Source organism: Plantactinospora sp. DSM 117369 (genome assembly GCF_053764795.1).
Genome location: NZ_CM132446.1, coordinates 9,863,514 through 9,887,549, shown reverse-complemented (window position 1 = coordinate 9,887,549; position 24,036 = coordinate 9,863,514). Strand labels below are relative to the sequence as shown.

The 24,036-nt window shown below is 72.7% G+C and carries 21 protein-coding genes; 7 read left to right on the top strand and 14 right to left on the bottom strand.

Annotation, left to right across the window (positions count from 1 at the left end; all coding sequences use genetic code 11):
• Nucleotides 1–52: 52 nt before the first annotated feature.
• Entirely contained in the window at nucleotides 53–2,086 is a 2,034-nt protein-coding gene (locus tag ACSMXO_RS42585) for a hypothetical protein (RefSeq protein ID WP_455416234.1), read from the bottom strand.
• Between ACSMXO_RS42585 and ACSMXO_RS42580 the strand changes: the two genes are divergently transcribed.
• Together ACSMXO_RS42580 and dnaB are read left to right on the top strand one after the other, a co-directional pair.
• Nucleotides 2,070–2,282, top strand: a complete 213-nt coding sequence (locus ACSMXO_RS42580) for a hypothetical protein (RefSeq protein ID WP_455416233.1) — start codon at nucleotides 2,070–2,072, stop codon at nucleotides 2,280–2,282. The genes ACSMXO_RS42585 and ACSMXO_RS42580 overlap by 17 nt on opposite strands.
• 641 nt (nucleotides 2,283–2,923) lie before the next feature.
• On the top strand, nucleotides 2,924–5,893 hold the full coding sequence (gene dnaB, locus ACSMXO_RS42575; protein ID WP_455416232.1) for a replicative DNA helicase: 2,970 nt from the start codon (nucleotides 2,924–2,926) through the stop codon (nucleotides 5,891–5,893).
• A gap of 63 nt (nucleotides 5,894–5,956) precedes the next feature.
• Here dnaB and ACSMXO_RS42570 read toward each other — a convergent pair whose 3' ends face one another.
• From ACSMXO_RS42570 to ACSMXO_RS42530, 9 genes are all read right to left on the bottom strand, one after another.
• Complete coding sequence (locus ACSMXO_RS42570) at nucleotides 5,957–7,102, bottom strand: RNA polymerase sigma factor (RefSeq protein WP_455419445.1); 1,146 nt, start codon at nucleotides 7,100–7,102, stop codon at nucleotides 5,957–5,959.
• Between the two features lie 8 nt (nucleotides 7,103–7,110).
• Nucleotides 7,111–7,518, bottom strand: a complete 408-nt coding sequence (locus ACSMXO_RS42565) for a YciI family protein (RefSeq protein ID WP_318399899.1) — start codon at nucleotides 7,516–7,518, stop codon at nucleotides 7,111–7,113.
• Nucleotides 7,519–7,729: 211 nt separating this feature from the next.
• Nucleotides 7,730–8,476, bottom strand: a complete 747-nt coding sequence (locus ACSMXO_RS42560; protein ID WP_455416231.1) for a maleylpyruvate isomerase N-terminal domain-containing protein — start codon at nucleotides 8,474–8,476, stop codon at nucleotides 7,730–7,732.
• 168 nt (nucleotides 8,477–8,644) lie between these two features.
• On the bottom strand, nucleotides 8,645–9,046 hold the full coding sequence (locus ACSMXO_RS42555) for a TFIIB-type zinc ribbon-containing protein (RefSeq protein WP_346258171.1): 402 nt from the start codon (nucleotides 9,044–9,046) through the stop codon (nucleotides 8,645–8,647).
• Between the two features lie 19 nt (nucleotides 9,047–9,065).
• On the bottom strand, nucleotides 9,066–9,701 hold the full coding sequence (locus ACSMXO_RS42550) for a phosphoribosyltransferase (protein ID WP_346258170.1): 636 nt from the start codon (nucleotides 9,699–9,701) through the stop codon (nucleotides 9,066–9,068).
• A 164-nt stretch (nucleotides 9,702–9,865) separates the two neighbouring features.
• Nucleotides 9,866–10,231 carry a fluoride efflux transporter CrcB gene (gene crcB / locus ACSMXO_RS42545; RefSeq protein ID WP_455419444.1) on the bottom strand — a complete coding sequence of 122 codons (366 nt, stop codon included), beginning with the start codon at nucleotides 10,229–10,231 and terminating at the stop codon, nucleotides 9,866–9,868.
• A gap of 22 nt (nucleotides 10,232–10,253) precedes the next feature.
• Nucleotides 10,254–10,745 (bottom strand): fluoride efflux transporter CrcB, encoded by a 492-nt coding sequence (gene crcB, locus ACSMXO_RS42540; protein ID WP_455416230.1) that lies wholly within the window; start codon nucleotides 10,743–10,745, stop codon nucleotides 10,254–10,256.
• A 16-nt stretch (nucleotides 10,746–10,761) separates the two neighbouring features.
• Entirely contained in the window at nucleotides 10,762–12,123 is a 1,362-nt protein-coding gene (locus tag ACSMXO_RS42535; protein WP_455419443.1) for a glycosyltransferase 87 family protein, read from the bottom strand.
• Nucleotides 12,124–12,267: 144 nt separating this feature from the next.
• Entirely contained in the window at nucleotides 12,268–14,790 is a 2,523-nt protein-coding gene (locus tag ACSMXO_RS42530) for a putative bifunctional diguanylate cyclase/phosphodiesterase (protein WP_455416229.1), read from the bottom strand.
• Between the two features lie 806 nt (nucleotides 14,791–15,596).
• Between ACSMXO_RS42530 and moaC the strand changes: the two genes are divergently transcribed.
• The 4 genes from moaC (at nucleotide 15,597) to ACSMXO_RS42510 (ending at nucleotide 18,400) form a co-directional block, all read left to right on the top strand.
• Nucleotides 15,597–16,088 carry a cyclic pyranopterin monophosphate synthase MoaC gene (moaC, locus tag ACSMXO_RS42525; protein ID WP_318399917.1) on the top strand — a complete coding sequence of 164 codons (492 nt, stop codon included), beginning with the start codon at nucleotides 15,597–15,599 and terminating at the stop codon, nucleotides 16,086–16,088.
• Nucleotides 16,085–16,567: a MogA/MoaB family molybdenum cofactor biosynthesis protein gene (locus tag ACSMXO_RS42520; RefSeq protein WP_455416228.1), complete on the top strand. Its 483-nt coding sequence runs from the start codon at nucleotides 16,085–16,087 to the stop codon at nucleotides 16,565–16,567. Before moaC ends, ACSMXO_RS42520 begins: the two co-directional genes overlap by 4 nt.
• A gap of 95 nt (nucleotides 16,568–16,662) precedes the next feature.
• Nucleotides 16,663–17,931, top strand: a complete 1,269-nt coding sequence (locus ACSMXO_RS42515) for a molybdopterin molybdotransferase MoeA (RefSeq protein WP_455416227.1) — start codon at nucleotides 16,663–16,665, stop codon at nucleotides 17,929–17,931.
• A 1-nt stretch (nucleotide 17,932) separates the two neighbouring features.
• A complete protein-coding gene (locus ACSMXO_RS42510; protein ID WP_455416226.1) occupies nucleotides 17,933–18,400 on the top strand; it encodes a molybdenum cofactor biosynthesis protein MoaE in 468 nt (155 codons plus the stop codon).
• A 46-nt stretch (nucleotides 18,401–18,446) separates the two neighbouring features.
• Here the strand turns inward: ACSMXO_RS42510 and ACSMXO_RS42505 are convergent, their stop codons facing one another.
• A complete protein-coding gene (locus ACSMXO_RS42505) occupies nucleotides 18,447–19,892 on the bottom strand; it encodes a glycosyltransferase 87 family protein (RefSeq protein WP_346258160.1) in 1,446 nt (481 codons plus the stop codon).
• Between the two features lie 294 nt (nucleotides 19,893–20,186).
• On the bottom strand, nucleotides 20,187–20,732 hold the full coding sequence (locus tag ACSMXO_RS42500; RefSeq protein ID WP_455416225.1) for a DoxX family membrane protein: 546 nt from the start codon (nucleotides 20,730–20,732) through the stop codon (nucleotides 20,187–20,189).
• An 83-nt stretch (nucleotides 20,733–20,815) separates the two neighbouring features.
• On the opposite strand from ACSMXO_RS42500, the gene ACSMXO_RS42495 reads away from it, so the two are divergent.
• Complete coding sequence (locus tag ACSMXO_RS42495; protein ID WP_346258158.1) at nucleotides 20,816–21,355, top strand: GNAT family N-acetyltransferase; 540 nt, start codon at nucleotides 20,816–20,818, stop codon at nucleotides 21,353–21,355.
• Nucleotides 21,356–21,409: 54 nt separating this feature from the next.
• Here the strand turns inward: ACSMXO_RS42495 and ACSMXO_RS42490 are convergent, their stop codons facing one another.
• Both ACSMXO_RS42490 and ACSMXO_RS42485 read right to left on the bottom strand, forming a co-directional pair.
• A complete protein-coding gene (locus ACSMXO_RS42490; protein ID WP_455416224.1) occupies nucleotides 21,410–22,672 on the bottom strand; it encodes an ATP-binding protein in 1,263 nt (420 codons plus the stop codon).
• 217 nt (nucleotides 22,673–22,889) lie between these two features.
• A complete protein-coding gene (locus ACSMXO_RS42485; protein WP_455416223.1) occupies nucleotides 22,890–24,017 on the bottom strand; it encodes an LppU/SCO3897 family protein in 1,128 nt (375 codons plus the stop codon).
• Nucleotides 24,018–24,036 lie beyond the last annotated feature (19 nt).

The following is a 24,036-nucleotide window of genomic DNA, read 5'->3' as shown; positions in this document are numbered from 1 at the left end:
CCCGGAGCCGTCTTGCACCCGGAGCCGTCTCGCCAGCGGGCGGGACCAGACCTCAGCCGACCGGTTGACCACTGATCGCGCTGAAGAAGACGGTGGAGAGCCCACCACCGACGACCGCTGCCGCGAACCCGACGGTCACCGCCCGCCAGGTGCGGTTGAACCAGCGCATCAGGGCCGCGACCACCAGACCGGTCGCCAGCGCGGCGAGGAACCGGGGCACCCCGGCCAGCAGCGCGGACATCGCCTGGCCGCGCTCCGATTCACAGGCACCGGAGACCTCCGGTACGCAGTCCACCGGCACACTGGTGTCGAGCGTGAGTACCCAGACGAAGACGGCCAGCACGGCGACCGCGTACCAGGCGGCGGTGTAGAGGACGGCGGTGAGCGGGCCGCTGGGCCGCGGATCGAGCAGATCGTCTTCGAGTCGTCGACTCAGCGGACTGGGTCGGCCCGTCCTGGTCGCCGAGGTGAGCAGGCTGCCGCTCGGTGCGCGCCGGGTGGCCGTACCCGCTCCGCTGACGCTCCGGGCGGAGCCGACCGTACCGGCGCGACCGCGACCCGGTGCCGGCCGCCGGGTGGGGGTCGGGGGCTCGCTCGCCCGGCGTGCCGGCGACACCGGCCGGGCCAGTGGCGGGTAGGCGACCGCCGGAGAACGCGGCGCCGAGTCCGGGATACCCATCCAGCGCGGGTCGTCGCCGGCCAGCCTGGTGCCGGACCAGAACGTGTCGCCACCCTCCGGCCCGGTGCGGTCCGCGCCCCGGGAGCCGCCGTCGGTGGTGTTGTCGCGCCCGCTCCCGGCATCCCGGGCCAGCCCGGCGAGTTCGCCGTGCCGCCACTCGGTGGTGTCGGTGAACCTGTCCCACTGGCCGGTGTCGGTGCTCCGGTCGCGGCGACGGCCGGGGCCGGGACCTTCCGGCGGCTCGGAGTCGGTGACCCGATCCAACATCCCGGTGTCGGTGAGCCGGTCCCATGGCCCGGCCTCGGTACGCCAACCCGGGCCGGCATCCCCGCCCCGCTCCGGCCCGGGATCGGCGTGCCGGCCCCGGCCACCCCGGTCCTCGCCGACCCGGCGTACCGGTCCGGCGTCGGCCCGGTAGCGGCGGACGGGCTCGGCGTCCGGCTCGCGTTGCCGTCGGCGCGCACTGGCGCCCCCCGGACCGGGCAGCGGATCGTCGCTCCGCGACCGCCGGCCGGTACCGCGGCCCGGGTCGCTCTCGCCGGGCGACCGTACCCAGCGGGGATTCGCTCTCGACCGCTCGGTCTCCGGGCCCGGCTCGGTCGCGGCGATGGCGTCCGGCTGCTCCGCGACCTCCGTCGGGTCCTCCGCGCGGTGCCGGGAACGCCGCCGTCCGGCGGTCGGCACCGGGCCGCTCGGATCGTCGGGCTCCCATCCGGCCGGCTCGGCGCGGCGCCGTCGCCCCGGCGCCCGCCGCGCCGAGCCGTACGTCGTGCCGGGCTCCCGGTCGCCGGTCCGGTCCCACCGGCCGGGCGCGGAATCGTCGGCCGGCTCCCGCCAACCGACCGCGGTGTCACCCCGATCGCGCCGGCCGGTCTCGGTGGACGGCGAATCGACGGCTCCGGCACCCCAACCCGAGGTGGGTACCGCGGTCGGATCGTCGTCCGGGTCGGCCCGGCGCCGTCGGCCCCGGCCGGAGGTCGTGGGAGGGTCACCGAGCAGGCCGCTGTTGGCGCCGGCACCGGTGGTGGGTGCGGCGGCGGCCCATCCGCCGGAGGTGGGTGCCTCGGAGATCCATCCGCCGCTGGTCGGGGCGGCGGCGCCGGCGCCGGTGGTGGGAGCCGCGCCGACCCAGCCGCTGGTGGGAGCCGCGCCGACCCAGCCGCTGGTGGGAGCGGCGGCGGCCCAGTCGTCGGCCTCGTCCCCGCGCCGGCCCGCACCGGCGCGACGCCGGCCGCGCCGGCCGGCCGCCCCGCTGTCGGTGGCCTCGCTCCGGGTGCTCCCGGTCGCGTCGCCGCGCCGCCGGTCGCCGGCACCGCGCCAGCGGTCGTCGTTGCTCTCGCCGCCCGGTGTGTCGTCGGCCGCGCCGCTCGGACCGCGCCAGTATTCGCCGGTGCTGTCCCAGGTCACCTCGGGGGCGACCCGTCGACGCCCGGGCCGGCCGGTCTCCGTCGCCGGCTCGGCCGCCGCGTCGGCGCGGTGGTGCCGGCCCCCGTCGCGACGCTCCGGCTCCGGCTCGGAGGCCCATGTGGAGCTGTCGGCGTACGCCCGGGAGGAGCGGGGCTGGAGCGGCTCGGTGGACTCCCGGGCCCAGGACGGCGTGTAGCTGTCGACCGGGTCCGGTGCGCCACGGTACCGGGCCCGCCGCCGGCTCGGGGTGCGATAGGTGACGTCGGGACGCGAATAAGGATCACCTGGCCAGGGCGTCGCCGGGTCGCTCCGGCCGGCGCTGTCCTGCCACTCATGTCGGGCGAGCTCACCCCGCCCCCGATCCCGATGGTCCACTGCCGAGGCGTGACCTTTCTGGTTAGTCGATCGCGAGGAGTCTGGTAGGTCGTTCGCGAGTAGCCGTACGCAAGATTGCCGTCGCCCGATGATACGCCGTCCCGGTAGCCCGAATTTGACCTGTTTCTTTCCTCCACATGGTGGGGACCGAGTCGGCGCAGGTCAGAGCGGCTACAGGCTATCTTCCCCAATCGTTGTCCACAGCCTGTGCACAGGGCCGCACACACCCCGCCGGGAACCGTCCACAGGTTGTCCCGAACTCCGTCCACCGGTGTGCTTGAGTCCCTGACCTCGACGTCCGTATCGTTGCTGCCCTGACCCTGCCACCCGTGCCGACATCTCCCCCGGTCAAGGCGGCTGGCCAGGGCCGGTCCGGCCCCTCGGCCGGACGGGGCCGTGGGTCAGCCGAGAAATGTCGTACGTCGGCGGTTCGCTAGGAGCCAGCCGGTGTGGCGGAGGGGGATGCCCGTGTCGGTCACCGACGACGTCCGTGGGGAGTCGCGCCCGTCGCGCGGAGAGTCGCGACCGTCGGCGCCGTCGGCCGACGTCCCGGCGCCGCGCGATGGCCAGTTCGACAAGACGCCGCCGCAGGACATCGCGGCCGAGCAGTGCGTGCTCGGCGGGATGCTGCTCTCCAAGGACGCGATCGCCGACGTCGTCGAGATCCTCCGGACCAACGACTTCTACCGGCCGGTGCACTCGACCGTCTTCGACGCGATCCTGGACCTCTACGGCCGGGGCGAGCCGGCCGACGCCATCACCGTCGCCGCCGCGCTCGCCGACTCCGGCGACCTGGCCCGGATCGGCGGCGCGCCCTATCTGCACACGCTGATCGCCAGCGTGCCGACGGCCGCGAACGCTTCCTACTACGCCCGGATCGTCGGCGAGCGCGCCGTGTTGCGGCGCCTGGTCGAGGCGGGTACCCGGATCGTGCAGCTCGGCTACGGCTCGGCCGGTGGCGGCGGGCGGGACGTCGACGACGTGGTGGACCTGGCCCAGCAGGCGATCTACGACGTCACCGAGAAGCGGGTCAGCGAGGACTTCGCGGTGCTCGCCGACATGCTCCAGCCGACGCTGGACGAGATCGAGGCGGTCGGTGCGCAGGGCGGCGTGATGACCGGCGTACCGACCGGCTTCACCGACCTGGACCGGCTGCTCAACGGCCTGCACCCGGGGCAGCTCGTTATTGTGGCGGGTAGGCCTGGTTTGGGAAAAGCCCTGGCGCTCGACACGCCGCTCCCAACCCCCGCCGGTTGGACCACCATGGGCAATGTCAAGGTAGGCGACCAGCTCCTCGGAGCCGACGGGCGCCCCACCACCGTGACGCACGCCTTCGACGTCCTCCACAACCGCCCCTGCTACGAGGTCGAATTCTCCGACGGAAGCGTGATCGTGGCTGACGGCGAGCACCTGTGGAAGACCACCACCAGGGCCAGCCGCCGACAGCGGGCCGAGGGCAAGCGATCCCACCAATGGTCTGCAGATGCACGCGCTACCGCTACCGCCGCACACCAGACAGCCATGGCGGAACCCGATGAACTAATCACATTCCGCGAAGCGGTGGCGCTGACCGGCGAACAGTTCCGGAACGTACTGCACATCGTCGGAGCCGAGGTGGGCTTCGCCGGCGAGGTGGCCCGTGAGTACATTCGGGCGGGCAAGCCGTGGCGCAGGACGAATATCCGCGCCTACTCTCGTCGCGCCCTGATGGCGGCCCTGGCTCGTCGGGTGAACCGGTTGATGAATGTCGAGAACACCGCCAACCACGGTGAGCCGATCACCACAGCCGGCATCGCGATCACGCTCCGGCACCCCACTGACGGGCGACTCAACCACGCCGTCGAGAACGCTCTCCCGATCGAGTTGCCATGTCGCGATGACCTTCCGATCCCGCCCTACACGCTTGGTGTGTGGTTGGGCGACGGCTCCACCCGGTCGGCCCGCTTCACAACCGCCGATCCGGAGATGGTTACCCACGTCAGGGAGGACGGGTTCATTGTTGCACCCGTCGGGACCGAAACCCTCGCCTACTCGATCAAGGTCGCAGGCTTGAATCCGCTCCCAGACCGGGATTGCATTGTCTGCGGCAACAGCTTCACTCCGCGCGGCCCCAGCGTTCGAACCTGTGGGCAGTCCTGCGGGGGAAAGTCCAAAGGTCTTGTGAACCCTGCCGACCGCACCGGCTGCGCGTCCTGCGGGAAGCTTCCCGAGAGCGGCTGGACCGGTGCCCGAAGATGCGCCTCGTGTCACAACCGTTGGGGATCGTTCGTCGGCTACCTCCGCGCGGCTGGCGTGCTCGGCGACAAGCACATCCCGACCGCGTACCTCCGCGCCTCGGAGGCCCAACGGCGCGCGTTGCTCGCCGGATTGATGGATACCGACGGAACTGTCACGCCGACCGGCAGCCTGCAGTTCGCAGTCACGTCGCGACGTCTCGCCGAGGACACTCGCGAGCTGATCGTCAGCCTCGGCTATCGGTGCTCGGTCAACACGAAGCGGGTGAAGGGAAAGACCGAGGAGACCTCCACTGCGTACATCCTGAACTTTTCGACTGAAGACGATGTGTTTCGACTGACGCGAAAGAAGATTGCCCACAAGGAGCGCTGTCGTACGAATGGCACCGCTCGCACCGGTTGTCGGTATATCGTCGACGTTCGCCCGGTTCCCAGTGTCCCCGTGCGGTGCGTAACTGTTGACAACGCCGATCATCTATATCTTGCCGGCCGATCCATGATCCCCACCCACAACAGCACCGCCTCGATGGACTTCGCCAGAAACGCCGCGATCCGGCACAACTGTGCGAGTGCCATCTTCTCGCTGGAAATGAGCAAGGTCGAGATCGTGATGCGACTCCTCTCGGCCGAGGCCCGGGTGCCGCTGCACGTGCTGCGCAGCGGGCAGCTCTCGGACGACGACTGGACCAAGCTGGCCCGCCGGATGGGCGAGATCAGCGAGGCGCCGCTCTTCGTTGACGACACCCCCAACATGAACCTGATGGAGATCCGGGCCAAGGCCCGCCGGCTCAAGCAGCGGCATGACCTCAAGATGATCGTGGTGGACTATCTCCAGCTGATGAGTTCGCCGAAGCGCACCGAGAGCCGCCAGCAGGAGGTCGCCGAGCTGTCCCGAGGGCTGAAGCTGCTTGCCAAGGAGGTCGAGTGCCCGGTGATCGCGGTCAGTCAGCTGAACCGTGGCCCGGAGCAGCGTACCGACAAGCGTCCCCAGTTGTCCGATTTGCGGGAGTCTGGGTCGATCGAGCAGGATGCCGACGTCGTCATACTTCTGCACCGGGACGACTACTACGACAAGGAGTCGCCCCGGGCCGGCGAGGCGGATTTCATCGTCGCCAAGCACCGGAACGGGCCGACCGACACCGTGACGGTGGCGGCGCAGCTCCACCTGTCGCGCTTTGTGGACATGGCAATCGTATGACGGGCCCGATCGAGCGGTGTCTGCGAAATGACGGGTGCCGCGGAGGAGCCGCAGCGCGAACCGTCAGCGACGCTGGCGGGCGTTGAGCCGAGCGGCCTGGCGCGTCAGGTGATCCCGTTCGGCGAGGTTGGGTGCCTTCCGGGCCGCCTCGGCGTACAGCCGTGCCGCCGTCGCCAGATCACCGTCGCGTTCGTGCAGGTACGCCGCCACCGCCGCGTGCCGGGGCAGCGAGTCGTCCAGCGCCGCGAGCGCCGCCAGCCCGGCGCGTGGTCCGTCGGCCTCGCCGACGGCCACTGCGCGGTTGAGCCGGACGACCGGGCTGTCGGTCAGGCGCGCGAGTTCGTCGTACCACTCGACGATCTGCACCCAGTCGGTCTCCTCGGCGGTGGGCGCGTCGGCGTGGAGTGCCGCGATGGCGGCCTGGGCCTGGAACTCGCCCAGCCGGTCGCGGGCGAGGGCCGCCTGGAGGATCTCGACGCCCTCGGCGATCGACTTGGTGTCCCACCGGTCGCGGTCCTGCTCGGCGAGCGGCACCAGACCGCCGTCGGGCGCGGTCCGGGTGGCCCGCCGGGCGTGGTGCAGCAGCATGAGGGCGAGCAGCCCGGCCACCTCGGGGTGGTCGATCGCGGCCGCGAGCTGCCGGGTGAGCCGGATGGCCTCGGCGGCGAGGTCGACGTCGCCGGAGTAGCCCTCGTTGAAGACCAGGTAGAGGACCCGCAGCACGGTGGCGACGTCGCCGGGCTGGTCGAACCGCACGCCGGAGACGGTCCGCTTGGCCCGGCTGATCCGCTGCGCCATGGTCGCCTCGGGCACCAGGTAGGCCTGGGCGATCTGGCGGGTGGTCAGCCCGCCGACGGCGCGCAGCGTGAGCGCGACCGCGGACGACGGCGTCAGCGACGGGTGGGCACACAGGAAGTAGAGCTGGAGCGTGTCGTCCACCGACGGCGCGGGCCCCGGCGCCGGCTCCTCGTCGACGAGCTCCTCACGCCGGCGGCGGGCGGTGTCCGTCCGGGTCGTGTCGAGGAACCGGCGCCAGGCCACGGTGATCAGCCAGCCCTTCGGGTCCCGCGGCGGGTCGGCCGGCCAGACCCGGACCGCCTCGACCAGCGCGTCCTGCACGGCATCCTCGGCCGCCGCGAAGTCGGCTCCGCGGCGGACGAGGATGCCGAGCACGCTCGGCGTGAGGCTCCGGAGCAGCGCCTCGTTCATCTCAGAGGTCACTCCGTGATGGTGGGCGGCTCGGTCAGGAACGGCCGCAGCTCGAGCCACTCGTGGATCGGCTTCCCGCCCGCCCCGGGCGCGGCCGACAGTTCTCCGGCCAGTTCGATGGCGCGCTCGTAGCTGTCGACGTCGATCACCATCCAGCCGGCGATGAGGTCCTTGGTCTCGGCGAACGGGCCGTCGGTGACCGGCGGGCGCCCCTCACCGTCGTACCGCACGAACGTCCCCTCGGGGGCGAGCGCCTGACCGTCGACGAACTCGCCGGTCCCCTCGAGCCGGGCCGCGAAGTCGCGCATGTACTGCACGTGTGCCGAGATCTCCTCCGGCGTCCACTGGTCCATCGGCACGTCGTTGACCGCGGCCGGAGCGCCCCGGTAGTGCTTGAGCAGCAGGTACTTGGCCATCGGGCTTCTCCTCGGTACTGATGCGACCCATCTTGGTCACGTTCACCCGCGGGGACGGAGCCGGTCACGGATTCTCGACATCGCCGCCGGAATTGTTTTGGCGCTCGTGGCTGAGCCTGGTTGAGCCGTCGCTGTCCGGTTCCACGGCGTGGCGCGAGGGCGGAACCGGACGGAGAGTACCCGAGTCTCCGGCGTGAGCCGCCTCGCGGACTCAGCCGAGCAGTGGGAACCAGCCGGCGGCCTCGCCGAGCACCAGCCGGTCGTGCGTGGTCAGCGGGAGCCGCCCCGTCCCTTTCAGCAGATAGTCGGTGTCCGACCAGTCGGCCGGGCGGATCGCCTCGGCGCTGAGCAGTCCGTCCAGGGTCGCCACCGCGATGGCCACGCCGTCCGGCTCCGGGTTTGGCGCGTCCGGGAGGTCCACCGCCAGGTCGAGATGGTGCACCACCGCCTCGGTGACCAGGGTGGCGAGGAACTCCGGCACCGCCAGCACGTGGCCCTGGGTGGTGACGTACCCGAGCGGGTCGGCTGCGGCGGCGGCCCGGACCGCCGCCGGTGCGGTGTCGGTCCAGAGCCGGACCACCCCGCGTGGCCGGTCGAAGGCGGCGGCCGACCGGCGTACCCAGGCCGCGTGCCGCCCCTCGTCCGGATCGCTCGGCGACAGCCAGTAGCTGACGCCGTCCACGTCGGCCGGCCCGACCACCGGGCTGGCGAGCGTGACCAGGGCCCGCTGGGCGTCCAGGACGAGATGCAGGAGCAGGTCGACGACGAACCAGCCCCGGCAGCGGGTCGGCCGGAGCAGGTCGGCGTCGGCGAGGCCGTCGACGGTCGCGGTGATCCGGTCGTACGCCGCACCGATTGCTCGGCACGGCTCCGCCGCCCGGGCGGCCTCACTGCCCGGCGCCGGGGACAGCTCACCGCCCGCCGCCCGGGGCGCCTCCACGCCGTCCAGCCGACCCACCCACCTTCGCCCAATGGCACGAGCCCCGCACCCGGCGACGTACGCCCGCCCGTCGACGACGCGCGAGGTTCGTTGCCGGGCACGGGGTCCGCGAAGACTCCGGTCAGCCGGCCGGTCCGGTAACCGGCCCCGCAGTGGGGGCGGGTACCGCCCTGCCGGCGGGGCCGGTCAGTCGAAGAAGTCGTTCAGGAAGCCCTTCCGCTTCTTGTGCCGGTAGTGCCCGTGGTAGCCGTAGTGCGGCTGCCCGTGCTGCCCGTACGCCGGTGCCGGTGCCGGCGGGTAGCCGTGGCCGGGCGGTGGCGGCGGCGGTGGCGGTGTGTGGCTCGGACCTCCGTAGGCGGGCTGGTGCGGGGCCGGCGGCGGCGGAGGGTACCCGGCGCCCGGCGCGGGTGCGTGCTGCGACGCCGGCGCCTGCTGCTGGCTCCAGTTGGCCTCGGCCTCGAACAGCTTCTCCAACTCGCCCCGGTCGAGGAAGATGCCACGGCATTCGGTGCACTGGTCAACCGTGACGCCGCTGCGCTCGTACTGGCGCATGTCGCCACGACACTTGGGACAGGTCATCTGCATCACTCGACGGTACCCGGTCGAATCACCGAGTTCCTGTCAGCGCGGCCACCACTTCGGCATCGGACACTTCATGGAAGTCGTCGTAGTAACGGCTGACGGCGCCGAAGTCGGCCGGGCGCTCCGGGCAGACCACCTCGTCGGCGGCGTCGCTGAGCACGTCGTACGCCTGCGGCGCGCCGACCGGGACGGCCAGCACCACCCGTCGGGCGCCCAGTTGCCGGCCGACCCCCACGGCGGCCCGCGCGGTGGCCCCGGTGGCCAGCCCGTCGTCGACGATCACCGCGATCCGGCCGTCCAGCCGCAGCGGCGGCCGGTCCTTCCGGTAGAGCCGCTCGCGCCGTTCGAGTTCGGCGGTCTCGGCCCGCACCACCGCGTCCACCTCCTCCGGGTCCAGCCGGTCGGCGATCTCCTCGTTGAGCACCCGCAGCCCGCCCGGTCCGACCGCACCGAAGGCCACCTCGGGTGCCTCCGGCAGGCCCAGTTTCCGGACCACCAGTACGTCCAGCGGTGCGCCGAGCCGTTCCGCCACCGCCGCGGCCACCGGTACGCCGCCCCGGACCAGCCCGAGGACGACCACGTCCGGGTCGCCGGCGATCGAGGTGAGCCGGTCGGCGAGTGCGGCACCGGCCTCCGCCCGATCCCGATAGGTCGCGTTCATGCCTCAGGTTTACGCCCTGCCGGCCGATCCCGCTCGGCAGACGCCCCAGAAAAGCTGTCGGGAGGGCGTGTGGGACGTTCCTCGGGCGGCGGCCCGGCCATCCCGCCGGGTCCGGCGTACCGCCACCGTCCCGGTCGGCCGGGTGGGCGGGGCGGGTCACGGGATCACTGGAGGCTGCCGAGTTGCCAGCCCAGGGCGGCGGCGCCGAGCCCGACGGCGAGGGAGGTCAGCACGTTCAGCACCGCCCAGCCGCGCCCTGCCGGCCCGCTCCGGAGCAACTGCACGGTCTCGTAGCCGAACGTCGAGTACGTGGTCAGGGCGCCGCAGAAGCCGGTGCCGACCAGCGCGCCGACCCAGCCCGGCAGGGCGGCACCGGTGCCGGCGAGCAGGCCCAGCACCAGTGAGCCGGCGACGTTGACCGTGAACGTGGCCCACGGCGCGGGGCGGGACCGGCGCTCGACCAGCCAGTTGACCGTGAACCGGCCGACCGCGCCGACCGCGCCGCCGAGCAGCACCGCCGTCCAGGTCAGCATCGCGGTCCCTGCTGCCCGGTCACGACCGCACCCGGTCCGCCGCCCACATCCCGAGGCGTACCGCGACCAGCGCGCCGGCGAGCGTGCCGAGCAGGTAGCCGACGGCGACACCGGGGCGGCCCGCGGCGAGCAGTCCCCGGGTCTCCACCGCGTAGGTGGAGAACGTGGTGAAGCCGCCGAGGATCCCGGTGCCGAGGAACGGCCGGACCAGCCGGTGCGGGGCGGCGGCGGTGGTGACCAGCCGCATCAGCAGGCCGATCAGGGCGCAGCCGGAGAGGTTGGTGACCAGGGTCGCCCACGGTACGCCGGTCGCGGCGTGCGGCCAGAGCACCACCAGCCCGTACCGGCCGGCCGCGCCGAGCGCCCCGCCGAGGGCGACCACGGCGAAGACATCCCAGCCGGGCCGGTTCGGCAGCGCGGGCGGCTCGTCGGGTTCGTCGGGCTCGTGCGGCTGATGGGGCTGATGGGGCTCAGCGGGTTCGTCAGGCTCGGCGGAGCGGGGCGGGTTCACGGACGGCCGTCGGCATTCACGGGGTGGCCGTCGGCACCGGTGTGCGGTCGGAGTCCGGGGTGTCCCGCGGGGTGCGGGCGAGCCGGAGCGCGGTGACCCAGCCGAGGAAGGCGACCGGATAGAGCAGGTACCCGAACCGGGTCGACGGCATCAGCAGGATCGCGGCGAGCAGCCCGTACCCGCAGAACAGCGCGGCGGAGGCGGCCGTGCGCGGCGGGCGGCGCAGCAGCAGGACGGCGATCAGCAGACCGGCCGCGACCAGCAGCGCGGCGGCGACCACCCGGCCGGCGGGCAGTGCCTGCGCGATCAGGTACCCGGGGAACGGTGACGCGGCCGGGCTGCTGACCAGGCCGTGGCCGAGCGGGAAGCGCAGCACGTTCTCGACCAGCGCCGCCGAGTCGACGAGCTGGGCCGGGACGAGCGCGACCAGCGGCAGGCCGAGCGCCCCGGCGGCCAGCCGCAGCCCGCTCCGGCGGCCCCGCGTGGCGGCGTGTACCAGCAGGACCAGCGCGACCGGCCAGGCGAAGAGTTTCAGTGCCGCCGCGAGTCCGACCGCAAGCCCGGCGGCGACGAAGCGGTCCCGGGCGGCGCAGGCGAGGGCGAGCAGGCAGAGAGCGAGGACCGGAAGGTCGTCACCGCCGGTCGCCAGGGTCAGCGCGCAGACCGGCAGTACCGTCGCGAGCTGCACCGCCCGGACCAGCGCGGCGTCCCGGGCACCGGCCCGCTTCACCGACGGCGCGGTGCGACCGCCGGCGACCGTCGCCGCCGGGCGGCGCAGCAGCAGCACGGCCAGGCCGAGCGCGACGGCGGTGGCCACGGCGAACCAGATCCGGGCGTCCGTCCACCACGCGGTGCCGGCGACGGCGCGGGGCAGCCCGAAGAGCGCCATGCCCGGCTGGTACGGGGTGTAGCCGAGGAGCTGCTCTCCGCCCGGCAGCGCGGCGATGGCGTCCCGGGTCAGGTACGGCGTGCCGTGGTCGAGCAGCCGGGCGCCGGAGTGCTCGACCACCACCACCTCCTCCTGGGCCCGGTCGAGCCGGCCGCCGACCCGCTCGACCGCCTGCCAGACCAGCGGCAGCAGGGCGGTGGCGGCCCAGGTGACGACGGTCAGCCCACCTCGCGCGGCGGTACCGGCCAGCCGGGAGTCGGGCCGGCGGCGCCGGACGAGGAGTTGACCGAGCACCACGATCGTGCCGAGCAGGTAGCCGACGGCGGCGACGCTGCCCCAGGCCCGGTGCGGCAGGAGTGTGGAGGTGGCTGCGGTGACGGCGGCGAAGCCGGTGGAGAGGAGATAGAGCACCAGGTCGGCGGCGAGCCCCCCGGCGGCCCGGTCGGCCCGGCGCCAGTATCTCCGGCGGTCGGCTGCGGCGGTCTCCAGTTCGTCCGTGGCAGTCACGCGGGCAAGTGTGGCAGACCGCCTGCGGGGCGTGCGGTGATTAGCCGGCAGGTGTGGCAGGCGGACGGCGCCGGGTGCGGTGGTCAGGCCGGCAGGTGTGCAGGCGCTCGGCGCCGGGTGCGGTGGTCAGGCCCCTAGGTGTGGCAGGCGCTCGGCGCGGCGCGGTCCGGGCCGGCGGCCGGGGGAGAGTCGGACCACGGCGCCCTCGTCGTGCAGCGCGGGGGCCAGCGTGCCGGGCCGGCCGCCCGCTCCCTGGTGCAGGGCGGCGAGCAGCCGGGCGGCCGGCATCGGTCGGGCGAAGAGGTGCCCCTGCCCGGCGGCGCAGCCCAGCTCCCAGAGCGCGTGGCGCTGCGGCTCGCTCTCCACCCCCTCGGCCACCACGCTCAGGTTGAGGCTGCGGCCGAGGTCGACGGTGGACCGGATCACCGCGGTGGCCTCGGCCGAGGTCTCCATCGCGGTGACAAAGCCCCGGTCGATCTTCAGTTCGTGTACGGGGATCCGGGACAGTACCGACAGCGACGAGTAACCGGTGCCGAAGTCGTCCAGGGCGAGCTGGATCCCCGCGTCCCGGAGCTGGCCGAGCACCTGGTCGACCACCTCGAGCTGGCTCAGCGTCAACGTCTCGGTCAGTTCCAGCACCAGCCGGTCCGGCGGCAGGTCGTGCGCCCGCAGCCGGGCCAGTACCGAGCCGGGGAACCGGGCGTCCAGCAGGCTGCGCGGCGAGACGTTGACCGCCACCGGCAGGTCGAAGCCGGCCTCCCGCCAGGTGTTGGCGGCGATCAGCGACTGGTCGAGGACGGCCTCGGCGAACGCCGGCAGCAGCCCGGACCGCTCCACCGTCTCCAGGAACCGGAGCGGGTCGATGGTGCCCCGGGCCGGATGGCGCCACCGGGCCAGCGCCTCGGCGGCCACCACCTCGCCGCTGCCGAGGTCGACGATCGGCTGGAAGTTGACGGTGAACTCGCGGTCGGCCACCGCCCGGGGCAGGTCGCCGCCGAGCGAGAGCCGGCTGAGGTCGGCGGTGTCCCGGGCCGGGGCGTACGTGGCGATCCGGCGTCCGGCCCGCTTGGCCTGGTACATCGCCACGTCGGCGCGGCGCAGCAGCTCGGTCATTCCGCCGCTGCTCGGCGCGACCGCGATGCCGCCGCTGGCCTCGACGCTGATCCGCATCCCGTCGAGTTCGATCGGCTCGTGCAGCGCGGTGAGCAGCGCCTCGGCCCGGTGCGCGGCGACCGCCGGGGCCGGCAGGCCGTGGAAGAGCACCGCGAACTCGTCGCCGCCGAGCCGGGCGACCAGGTCCTCACCGTGTACGGCGCCGCGCAGCCGCTCGGCCACCTGGATCAGTACCCGGTCGCCGGCCGCGTGCCCGAGGGTGTCGTTGACCTCCTTGAAGTGGTTGAGGTCGATCAGCAGCAGCGCGACGACCCCCTCGGTGCGGCGCTGGCCGAGTTGCTCGGCGCCCCGGTCGAGCAGGTGCCGCCGGTTCGCCAGGCCGGTCAGCGCGTCGTGCGCGGCGGCGTGCGCGTGCTCCTCGGCCACCCGGTTCAACTCGGCGTACGCGGACGCGTTGCGGACCGCCGTGCAGAGCGCCGACGCGAAGGTACGCAGGGTGTACTGCTCCCGCTCGGAGAGCTTGACCGGCCCCCGGAAGCGCAGCCGCAGCATTCCGATGTGGCTGCCGTCGTATCCCTTCATCTCGATCGGGATGACCGAACCGTTGACCGTCGAGGGCTGGCTGGCGAGGCCGTCGTAGGTGACGGCCTCACTGCTGCCCCGGACGATGCGCCGGCTCTCGTGCAACTCCACTTCGACTTCGTCGGCGGAGAACAGGATGGCGGCCTGTGACACGGCGGTGTGCAGCACAGCGTCGATGTCGACGACGTTGAGCGCGTCGGTGGTGTGCGCCAGGTCCTGCCAGGCCTGCCGCTCGGCCCGCGCCCGCACCCGGGTCGAGTACGCCAGGTGCAGGCTGAGCGCCAGCGGCGGCATGGCCACCAGCAGCCAGGGCTCGATCCAGAGGAGGATCAGAGTGAAGACGGCGACGACGAACCGCACTCCGAAGCCGGCGAGTCGAAGGTCCCAGTTCGTCGCGAAGTGTCGAAGCACGTTCGTCCGGGCCGCCAGAGCGATCACCGGTATGCCGAGCGCTTCGTCGAGCAGCGCCGCGACGGCGTAGGCCGCAGCGAGTGGGGCGATCAGGTTCTGTAGTTCGTCCGGTGGCCAAGACCAGCCAAAGAGCATCAGGGTCATGCCGGCCCCGGCTGCCACCAGCATGTTCTTGCTGACAGTGAAAATCGTCTTTATCGAGGAAACCCGCATGATCCTCGTTGCGATTGTCACACCGAGACCGGTGCAGAGCACGACCCAGGAAGTGGGCGCCAAGGCGACACCTATGATGATGGCGGTCTCGACCCATGCGGTCGCGTGAGTCGTCGACCTGATCCGAATTGGAGCTTTGACGGGGAGGCTGATCGTCAGCGTCACGATCAGCAGCGCCACTGTGAGCAGTTGATCGCCTGACCTCGGCGGGTTACCGATGGTCTCGACCAGCGCGAGGGCGGCCACGACCGCAGCGGAAACAGCGACGAGACCGACGAGCAGCAACAGCCGCTGATCGGTCCCGTTGTCGTCTCGCTGTGTCTGACTCACGCCGATTCCTGTGTCGCCAAGACCTGATGGCCTGTAACGGTAGCAACCTTGTGGGTGCTCAGCGTGATGACTGTATCGCTCTCAGAGCCACTCGTTGCCGCGCATGCCGACGCCTCCATCTGAATGCATCCGAGTCACACCCGAACGTGCGGAATGTTCCCTTGCTTACCGGTCGCAATCGCGAGATGGGTGAAGCTTAGGGGACTACGACAGGGTTAGCGACGATAAATGTCGCTATGCTCAGTATTAGCCAAGTGGCGCCGTATTCGTCACGCTCTGTCCATATATGGGAACTGTGAGCGGCTAGCGTGGCTGGCGAACTGAGGTTAGGGAGTGACGGCGCTCGGCTTCCCTCCGGGATACCCGCTCCGACACGTGCGGTGGAAGGTCTGATCCGGTAGTCGTGGGAATCGGATCGTTCGGCCCCGGCGGCTGGCAATGCGGTCGACCGGCGTGCTGCACTCCACGTGATTTGGCGTCGAGTCTCGGCGAACCGACCATGAGTCTCCATCGGCTGACCTGGTAGAACTCGGTTCGTGTCGATCCGTTGACTCTGGGTCTCCGATCAGGCGACAAAAGCGTGCCACTCGGGCTATCCCCGCATTTCGGGTCAATTCAAGTGCCGTGCCATCACTTGACAGGACAATGACGCTGGTAAATGTGTTTCTATGTGGACCGATGGGCTGCGAAGCGTAGCAGGGGTGTCCGCCCCTTCCGGCCGGAGCCACCGGACCCACGCCTGATCGAGGGCCGTCGACCCGAGCGGGCGCCCCGGTCGACGACCGGCGGCCGGTAGGCTCCCGAAGGTGACCGAGTCCGCGCACCTCACCCACGTCGACTCCGCCGGGTCGGCCCGGATGGTCGACGTCTCCGCCAAGCCGGTCTCGGTGCGCCGGGCCGTCGCCGCCGGTCGGCTGCGTACCACGGCCGAGGTGGTCGAGCTGTTGCGCCGGGACGGGCTGCCCAAGGGCGACGCCCTGGCCGTCGGTCGGCTCGCCGGCATCATGGGCGCGAAACGCACCCCGGACCTGATCCCACTCTGTCATCCGATCGCCCTGCACGGCGTCACCGTCGACCTGGAACCCGGCGAGGACACCGTCGAGATCACCGCGACGGTCCGGACCGCCGACCGGACCGGCGTCGAGATGGAGGCGCTGACCGCCGTGGCCACCGCCGGGCTCGCGCTGATCGACATGGTCAAGGCCGTCGACCCGGCGGCCTCGATCGAGGGGGTACGCGTGCTGCGCAAGGAAGGCGGCAAGACCGGCGACTGGACCCGACCGGCGGACCGGCCGTGATCCGGGCGAGGGTCGTGGTCGCCTCCAACCGGGCCGCCACCGGCGTCTACGCCGACACCAGCGGCCCGCTGCTGGTCGAGGGCCTGACGAAGCTCGGCTGCCAGGTCGACGAGCCGGTGGTGGTGCGCGACGGCGACCCGGTCGGCACCGAGTTGCGGCGCGCGGCGGCCGAGGGCGTCGACGTCGTGCTGACAAGTGGCGGCACCGGGATCAACCCGACCGACCGGACCCCCGAGGTGACCCGGGCGCTGCTCGACTACGAGATCCCGGGCATCGCCGAGGCGATCCGGGCGTACAGCCGGGACAAGGTGCCGACGGCGGCGCTCTCCCGTGGCCTGGCCGGCGTACTCGGCCGGATGCTGGTGGTCAACCTGCCCGGCTCCACCGGTGGTGCCAAGGACGGGCTCGCCGTACTCGGGCCGATCCTGGGGCACGCTGTCGACCAGCTCCGGGGCGGCGACCACCCGCGTACCGACTGAACTCCACCGCGCAGCGTCGGGCCGCGACGATAGGCTCGTACGGTGAACGTGAGGAGCGCGCAGCAGCGGGCCGGACGCGCGGCGGGCGGGTCGGCGTGAGCACCGAGACCGCGATCGCCACCGATCCGCCGACCGTCCCGCCGACGCTGAGCTGGGCACAGGCCCGGTCCCAGGTCTACCAGGCCGGCGTCGGCGCCGCGCCGGAGCCGGTCGAGCTGCCGGTCGCCGAGGCGGACGGCCAGACCCTGGCCGAGCCGCTGACCACCCTCACCGACCTGCCCGCCTTCCCGACGTCGAGCGTGGACGGCTGGGCCGTACGCGGCGCCGCACCCTGGCGGATCGTCGGCCGGGTCCTCGCCGGTGGCACGCCGGCACCGCTGGTCGAGGACGGCACCGCCGTCGAGATCGCCACCGGTGCGATGCTGCCGGACGGTGCGGCCGGAGTGCTCCGGGTCGAGGAGTCGACGCGTACCGCCGACGGGCTGGTCGCCGGCACGCTGCGGTCGGCGCCGGAGTGGCGGGCCCCGGGCGAGGAGGCGCACGCCGGGGAGGAGCTGCTGCCGGCCGGTACCCCGGTCGACCCCGGCGTGATCGGGCTGGCGGCGTCGTGCGGCTACGACGCCCTCCGGGTCCGCCGGGCGCCCCGGGCCTCCCTGATCATCTTCGGTGACGAGCTGCTCACCGCCGGCCGCCCCGGCGCCGGCCGGGTACGCGACTCGCTCGGTCCGGCCGTCCCCGCCTGGCTGCGCCGGTACGGCTGCACCATCACCGCCGCCGACGTGGTCGGTCCGGTGGCGGACACCCTGGAGGCACACGTCGAGGCGCTCCGCCAGGGTCTCGGCACCGCCGACCTGGTCTGCACCACGGGCGGCACCATGCACGGACCGGTCGACCACCTGCACCCGGCCCTGCGCGAGCTGGGCGCGGAATACGTCGTCAACACCGTGGCCGTACGCCCGGGCTTTCCGATGCTGCTCGCCCGGGTGACCGGGCCGGACGGCCGGGTCCGGTTCGTTGCCGGGCTGCCGGGCAATCCACAGTCGGCGATCGTCGCGGTTGTCTCCCTGGCCGCCCCGCTGCTGGCCGGGCTGCGCGGCCGGGTGATGCCGGAGCTGCCCCGGGTGACGCTGGCCGAGCCGGTGGCCGGGCGGGGCGACTTCACCCATCTGGCGCTGGTCCGGGTGGACCCCGCCGACAACACCGCCATTCCGGTCCGGCACGTCGGCTCGGCGATGCTGCGCGGGCTGGCCGGCGCGACCGGGTTCGCCGTCATCGCCCCGGGCACCAAGGGCGAGCCGGGCGACCGGGTACCAGTCGTACCGTTGCCACTGCTGCCCGGAGAGCGCCCCGAGCGAGGAGTGTGAGATGAGCGTACGGAGCGAGCCCGCCGTCGACACCGAAGCCGTGCCGCCGAGCGGCCGGCTGCACACCGCCGTCGGCACCGCCCCGCTGGACCTTGCCTTCCACGAGTCCGTGGTCGCCGACGCCGCCGCCGGTGCGGTGGTCTCCTTCCAGGGCGTGGTACGCGACCACGACCACGGCCGCTCGGTGCTGCGGCTGGAATACGAGGGCCACCCGAGCGCCGCCGACGTGCTGCGGGAGGTGGCCGCCGAGATCGCGGCCGATCCGGACGTACACGCGGTGGCGGTCTCGCACCGGCTCGGCCCGCTGGAGATCGGCGACGTGGCCCTGGTGGCGGCGGTGAGCACCGCGCACCGGGCGGCGGCCTTCACGGCCTGTGCGCGGCTGGTCGACGAGGTCAAGGCCCGGTTGCCGGTGTGGAAGCGGCAGCTCTTCGCCGACGGCACCGAGGAGTGGGTGAACTGCCCCTGACCGTCACATGGCGACCCGTCACATGGCGACCGACGGGGTCGATCCGTTACCGCTGGCCGGCGAGCCGGCGGTCGAGCCGGGCGTGCTCGACGTAGAAGGCCGGCTCCGCGCCGGGCCGCCACGGCAGCGCGGCGACCAGCACGATGATCGCCAGGGCCAGGGAGTTCTCCATCAGGGCGCCGAAGAAGCCGTCCTGGTAGTGCGACACCTCCGGCAACTGGTGCTCGTACGGCCAGATCGGTGAGATCAGGAAGAGCAGGTAGAGCCCGACCGCCGCCGCGCCGTGCCGCAGGCCGGTCAGGGTGGGGAACCAGATCGGTGCGCGCAGCCCGGTCATCCCGGCCGGGCTGGTGCCGGCCGTCGACAGTGGCGGACGCGGCCCCGGACCCCGGCTGGCCGTCCGGCGTCGACTCGCGGCGTCGGCGAGGATCACGATCGCCGGGATCACCCAGACCAGGTGGTGCGACCAGGAGATCGGGCTGATCACGTTGGTGGTGAGCCCGACCAGGGTGAAGGCGGTCAGTTCGTCGCCGTCGGCGTGCGCGTGCGAGGCGCGGGACAGCCCGAGCGCCAGCAGCAGCATCGCGAACGCGAGCCAGAGCAGGGTGGGGGTCTCGATCGAGTCGTACAGCCGGGCGAGCACCCCGGCCAGCGACTGGTTCGGCGTCATGTCCGCCGCGCCGACCCGCTCGGTCTGCCAGAGCACCGACATGAAGTAGCTGGTCGACTCGCGACCGGCGATCGCGAAGGTGCCGACGGTGACGGCGATCGCCGTGCCCACCGCGGTCATCGCGGCCCGCCACTGCCGGGTGATCAGGAGATAGACGACGAAGAGCGCCGGAGTGAGCTTGATCGAGGTGGCCAGGCCGATCCCGACCCCGGCCCAGGCGCCGCTGAAGAAGAGCCGGCGCAGCGGGCCGTCGCCGGCGGTGATCCGACTGCCACGCCGGGCCCGCCAGCGCAGCGCCACCAGGTCGGCCATGACGAGACCGAAGAGCAGCAGGTTGACCTGGCCGTAGCCGAGCGTCTCCCGGGCCGGCTCGATGGCGACCGCCATCGGCACGGCGAGACCCAGGGTGAACCAGAGCGACCAGCCGAGCCGGTCGGTGATCGGCTTGAGTAGCGCGGCGAGCACGATCGCCAGGGTCGCGACGCTGGCGACGATGTTGAGCCAGCCGGCGAGGCCGAGCGGGATGCTCGCCATCGGCAGCATGACCAGACCCGCGAAGGGTGGATAGGTGAAGCCGAGGGTGGTCCTGGGTGCGATGAAGTCGTAGAGCTCGTGTCCGCCCGCCCACCAGACCACCGCACCGTGGTAGATCTTCATGTCGAAGAAGTTGTACGGCCGTCCGAACGTGGCAATGGCGAGCCACGCGGCGTAGCAGACGACGGCGACGATGCCGATCCGTACGACTGCTCGACGGTCGATTCCACGAGCAAAGCGGCGGACTGGGGCGAGGCGGCCTAGCCGTCTTTCGACGGTCGCCGGCATGGCGTGGCCACCCCCGTACCAATGTCGGTCTTCCGCCCAGGTCCTCCAGGGAGCCTAGAACGGTGGGTCACTCGAGTGCCTCCTGCGTTATGCGACCGTGTCCGATCCCACACTGGTTCGCGACATTTCCGCCGCGTTAACGCGACGAGTGCGGTTCAGGGGATTCACAGCCGCTCAGTCAGGTGAAACTAGCATATGTCCGGCATGGACCGTGGGCCGATCGGCGATCCCGGCACCGCCCGGCAAGCGGGGAACCGACCCCGGGAACCGGCTCCAGGTGCGGCGGTTCGGCGCTCAGCCAGGCAGTTTCCGGGCCGCCGTCGCGGAGCGTACGGCGATCCGCGCGTCACGCCGCGCGGTGCGCACCGCCCGGCGTACCCGTCGACGGCCGCCACCCACCGCGTGGCTGGTCCGCCAGCCCAGGCCGGGCCGGCCCTCGGTGTCGGCGGCCGCGAGCAGCAGCCCGCCCATCAGCCCGAGGTTCTTCATGAAGTGGATCTGGTGGATCCGCCGCTCTGCCGGGTCGTCCTGCTCCCAGAAGGGGTGCCCGGCGATGGTGGTCGGCACCAGCGTGCCGGCCAGCAGCCCCGCGGCCGGCCGGGTGAAGTGTCCGGTGGCCAGCAGCAGCCCGCCGAGGAGCTGGGCGGCACCGTTGATTCTGACCAGGCTGGCCGGATCGGTGGGGATCCCCTCGTGGATGCCCTGCAACAGCGGGGCGACCTTGCCCGTCACCCGCTTCGCCCGGTTCACGTGAAGTTCGGGATTGGCCACGGCGCGGGCGCCGCTGACCACGAAGATCGTGCTCAACAGGGTGCGGGCCACGGTGCGTACGGGTTTCATGGGTCAAGTCTTACCCGTCCGCGCCATGTTTCACCCGTCGAAGTGGGAGACTGGACGGCGCGGTCGCGGTACCGTCGCGAGCTGTGACAACTGTGCGGCTCCGCGCAGAGGGCTCCGCCGACGCCGTGGCGATCCGTCAACTGGTCGCCGAGGCGTTCGCCAGCCCGGAGCGCCGGCTGCCCCCAGAGGTGCAGTTGGTCGAGGCGCTGCGGGTCAGCGACGCCTGGCTGCCCGAGCTGTCCATGGTGGCCGAAGTCGACGGCGAGCTGGTCGGTTACGCCCTGCTGAGTCGGGTCGAGGTGTGGCCGGGCGGGGTACCGGCGCTGGCGCTCGGCCCGGTGGCGGTGCGGCCGGCCTGGCAGCGCCGCGGCTACGGCCAGGACGTCGTCCGGGCCGCGCTCGACGCCGCCGCCGAACTCGGCGAGCGCCTGGTGGTGGTGCTCGGCAACCCCGCCTACTACCGCCGGTTCGGGTTTTCCCCCGCCGCGCGGTTCGGGCTGACCAGCCCGTGGTCCGGGTTGGGTGATCCGTGGCAGGCGCTGGTGCTGCCCTCGGTGGACGGCTCCGACGACCCGGTGCCGAGCGGCGAGGTGACCTTCCCACCACCCTGGTCACAGGTCTGAGGTCCCGCCGGCCCGGTGGGCGGTGCCGGTCGCGGGATCGCCGGGCGGTGCCGGTCAGGCAGGCTGGGTGCGCAGGTACCGGCCGAAGTGCGGGACCGTGAAGGCCACCGTGCCGCGCTCGCCCGAGTAGATCAGTCCCTTCTTGATCAGCGCGTCCCGGGCCGGTGAGAGGCTGGCCGGCTTGCGCCCGAGCGAGCGGGCGATCTCGGCGGTGGAGACGGCGGCGTCCATGTCGTCCCGGGGACCGCCCCCGGTGCCGTCGTCGCCGTCCGGCGCCTCGACCAGGGAGAGCGCCGCCATCGCCCGCATGTACTCCCGTTCCGCCGGGGTAGCCCGCTCGAAGCGGGAACCGAAGAACCCGACCGCCAACTCGGCCTCGGCCTCGGGCGCGGCGACCCGGACGTCGGCGGCGGTCACCGGTGACCGGGGCGCGGAGTCCCAGGTGGCCTTCCCGTACGCCTGGACGAAGTACGGATAGCCGCCGGACTTCTCGTAGAGCAGGTCGAGGGCCTTCGGCTCGTACTCGACCTGCTCCCGGGCGGCGGGGGCACAGAGGGCCTGGTCGGCGGCGATCCGGTCCAGCCGGTCGATCCGCTGGTAGCGGAAGAGCCGCTCGGAGTAGGACTTGGCGGCGGAGAGTACGGCCGGCAGGTGCGGCAACCCGGCGCCGACCACGATCAGCGGCGCGCCGAGCTGGGACAGCTCGTGGCACGCCGCGCAGAGCCCGGAGACGTCCTCGGGGCCGAGGTCCTGCATCTCGTCGAGGAAGACCGCGATCCCGGTGCCGACGTCGGCGGCGACCTCGGCCGCGTCGGTGAAGAGTTCGACGAGGTCGATCTCGATGTCGCCGGAGTCGGCCCGGCCGCTCGCCGCCGGTACGTCGATGCCGGGTTGCCAGCGGTCCCGCAGCCGGGTCGCCCCGCCACCCCGTCCCGATCCGGCCGGCGCCGAACGCAGCGCGAACGCCTTGAGTACGCCGAGGAAATCGTCGATCCGGTCGGGTGCCCGGTGCCGGGGAGCCAGTTCCCGGATCGCCATGTGCAGGGCGGCGGCCACCGGCCGGCGGATCGACTGGTCCGGCCGGGCCTCGATCTTCCCCGTACCCCACAGCCGGTTGATCGCCTGGGAGCGGAGCGTGTTGAGCAGCACCGTCTTGCCGACTCCGCGCAGGCCGGTGAGAACCAGGCTGCGTTCCGGGCGCCCCCGGGCGATCCGCTCCAGCACGACGTCGAAGACCTCGAGCTCGCGCCCCCGCCCGGCGAGTTCGGGCGGGCGCTGGCCGGCGCCCGGCGCGTACGGGTTGCGGACCGGATCCACGTATCGCACGCTATCGGGCCGTCTAGCCGGGGCGCTAGACATCCGTAGATCGGGGTAGCCGTGTCGCGCCCGGAGGTCGGGCGGGCTGGCGGCGCGGGAGGCGACCGCCCGGGCCGGAGGTCGGCGGGGCGTCGAGGGTCGTCGAGCAAAAACTAGGACCGTCTAGCGTGGATGCTAGACGGTCCTAGTTTTGCCTACCGAAGTGCGCCTGTGCTGGTCAGCGCCGCTTCAGGCAGAGGACGAAGTCGCCCAGGTCCAGCGGGTCGTCCTGTACGTAGTTGGCGTCCGCCTCCGGCGAGCCGAAGATCGGGTCGTTCTCGCACTGCTTCGGGTCGGTGGTGAACGGGATCCGGGACAGCACCTCGTAGGTGCCAGGTCCACACGCCACCTTGCGGAGCTCCGGCTCGTCATCGGTGCCGTCGTTGACCAGGCAGTCGCCCTTGACGTACCGCTCGGACGAACTCGACGGGGTGCTGGCGGGGCGGCTCGGGGTGGACCGCGCCGAACTGGTCGGAGCGGGAGCCCCGATGCCCGGGTCGGAGTCGTCGCCGGATTGGTCGACCGCCCACCAGATCCCGACGCCCCCACAGGCGCAGAGCAGCAGCAACACGATGCCGCCGACGATGAGGGCGATCTTCAGCCCGCCGCCGGACTTCGGCGGGGCGCCGGCCGGGCCGAGCGGCGCACCGGGCGGACCGTACGGGGCACCTGGCGCACCGGGCCCGCCGTACGGCGCACCCGGGGGCTGGTACTGACCTCCGCCCCCGTACGGCGCGCCGGGCGGCCCGGACTGCGGCTGGTCGGTCGCTCCCGGGTACCCGGGCTGGTACGCCCCGCCACCCGACGGGGGCTGCCCCCACTCGGGACTCGGACCGCCGCTGGTGGGCGGCTGCGGCTGCCCCCACTCGGGATTCGGTCCGCCGCTGGTGGGCGGTTGCCCCCAGGCCGGATTCGGTCCGCCGCTGGTGGGCGGTTGCCCCCAGGCCGGATTCGGTCCGCCGCTGGTGGGCGGCTGCCCCCAGGCCGGATTCGGTCCGCCGCCCGACGGCGGCGGACCCCACTCCGAACCCGCTCCGCCACCCGACGGCGGCTGACCCCACCCCGGGCTGGGCGCGTCGCTCGGCTGCCCAGCCCCGGTGCCGACCGGCGGCGGGTAACCGGGGGGTGGATAGCTCGGAGCCGGTGGTGGCGGCGGATAGCCGGCGTCCGGGGCCGGCGGATAGCCGGGGCTCGGCGGCGGGGTGCCCGGTGGTGGGGGTGGACCGCCACCGGCGGGCGGGCCCGACGAGGGGGACTGATCCGGGTCTTCGGGCTGCCCTCCGGCAGGCGTTCCGTAAATCGACATGCTTCTCCAGGGTCGGGCG

What these genes read in the sequence shown, in the direction of transcription:
- dnaB (WP_455416232.1), top strand. Translation starts at nt 2,924, where the DNA reads ATGCCCGTGTCGGTCACCGACGACGTCCGTGGGGAGTCGCGCCCGTCG.
- ACSMXO_RS42570 (WP_455419445.1), bottom strand. Translation starts at nt 7,102, where the DNA reads ATGAACGAGGCGCTGCTCCGGAGCCTCACGCCGAGCGTGCTCGGCATC.
- ACSMXO_RS42565 (WP_318399899.1), bottom strand. Translation starts at nt 7,518, where the DNA reads ATGGCCAAGTACCTGCTGCTCAAGCACTACCGGGGCGCTCCGGCCGCG.
- ACSMXO_RS42550 (WP_346258170.1), bottom strand. Translation starts at nt 9,701, where the DNA reads ATGAACGCGACCTATCGGGATCGGGCGGAGGCCGGTGCCGCACTCGCC.
- ACSMXO_RS42510 (WP_455416226.1), top strand. Translation starts at nt 17,933, where the DNA reads ATGAGCGTACGGAGCGAGCCCGCCGTCGACACCGAAGCCGTGCCGCCG.
- ACSMXO_RS42505 (WP_346258160.1), bottom strand. Translation starts at nt 19,892, where the DNA reads ATGCCGGCGACCGTCGAAAGACGGCTAGGCCGCCTCGCCCCAGTCCGC.
- ACSMXO_RS42500 (WP_455416225.1), bottom strand. Translation starts at nt 20,732, where the DNA reads ATGAAACCCGTACGCACCGTGGCCCGCACCCTGTTGAGCACGATCTTC.
- ACSMXO_RS42485 (WP_455416223.1), bottom strand. Translation starts at nt 24,017, where the DNA reads ATGTCGATTTACGGAACGCCTGCCGGAGGGCAGCCCGAAGACCCGGAT.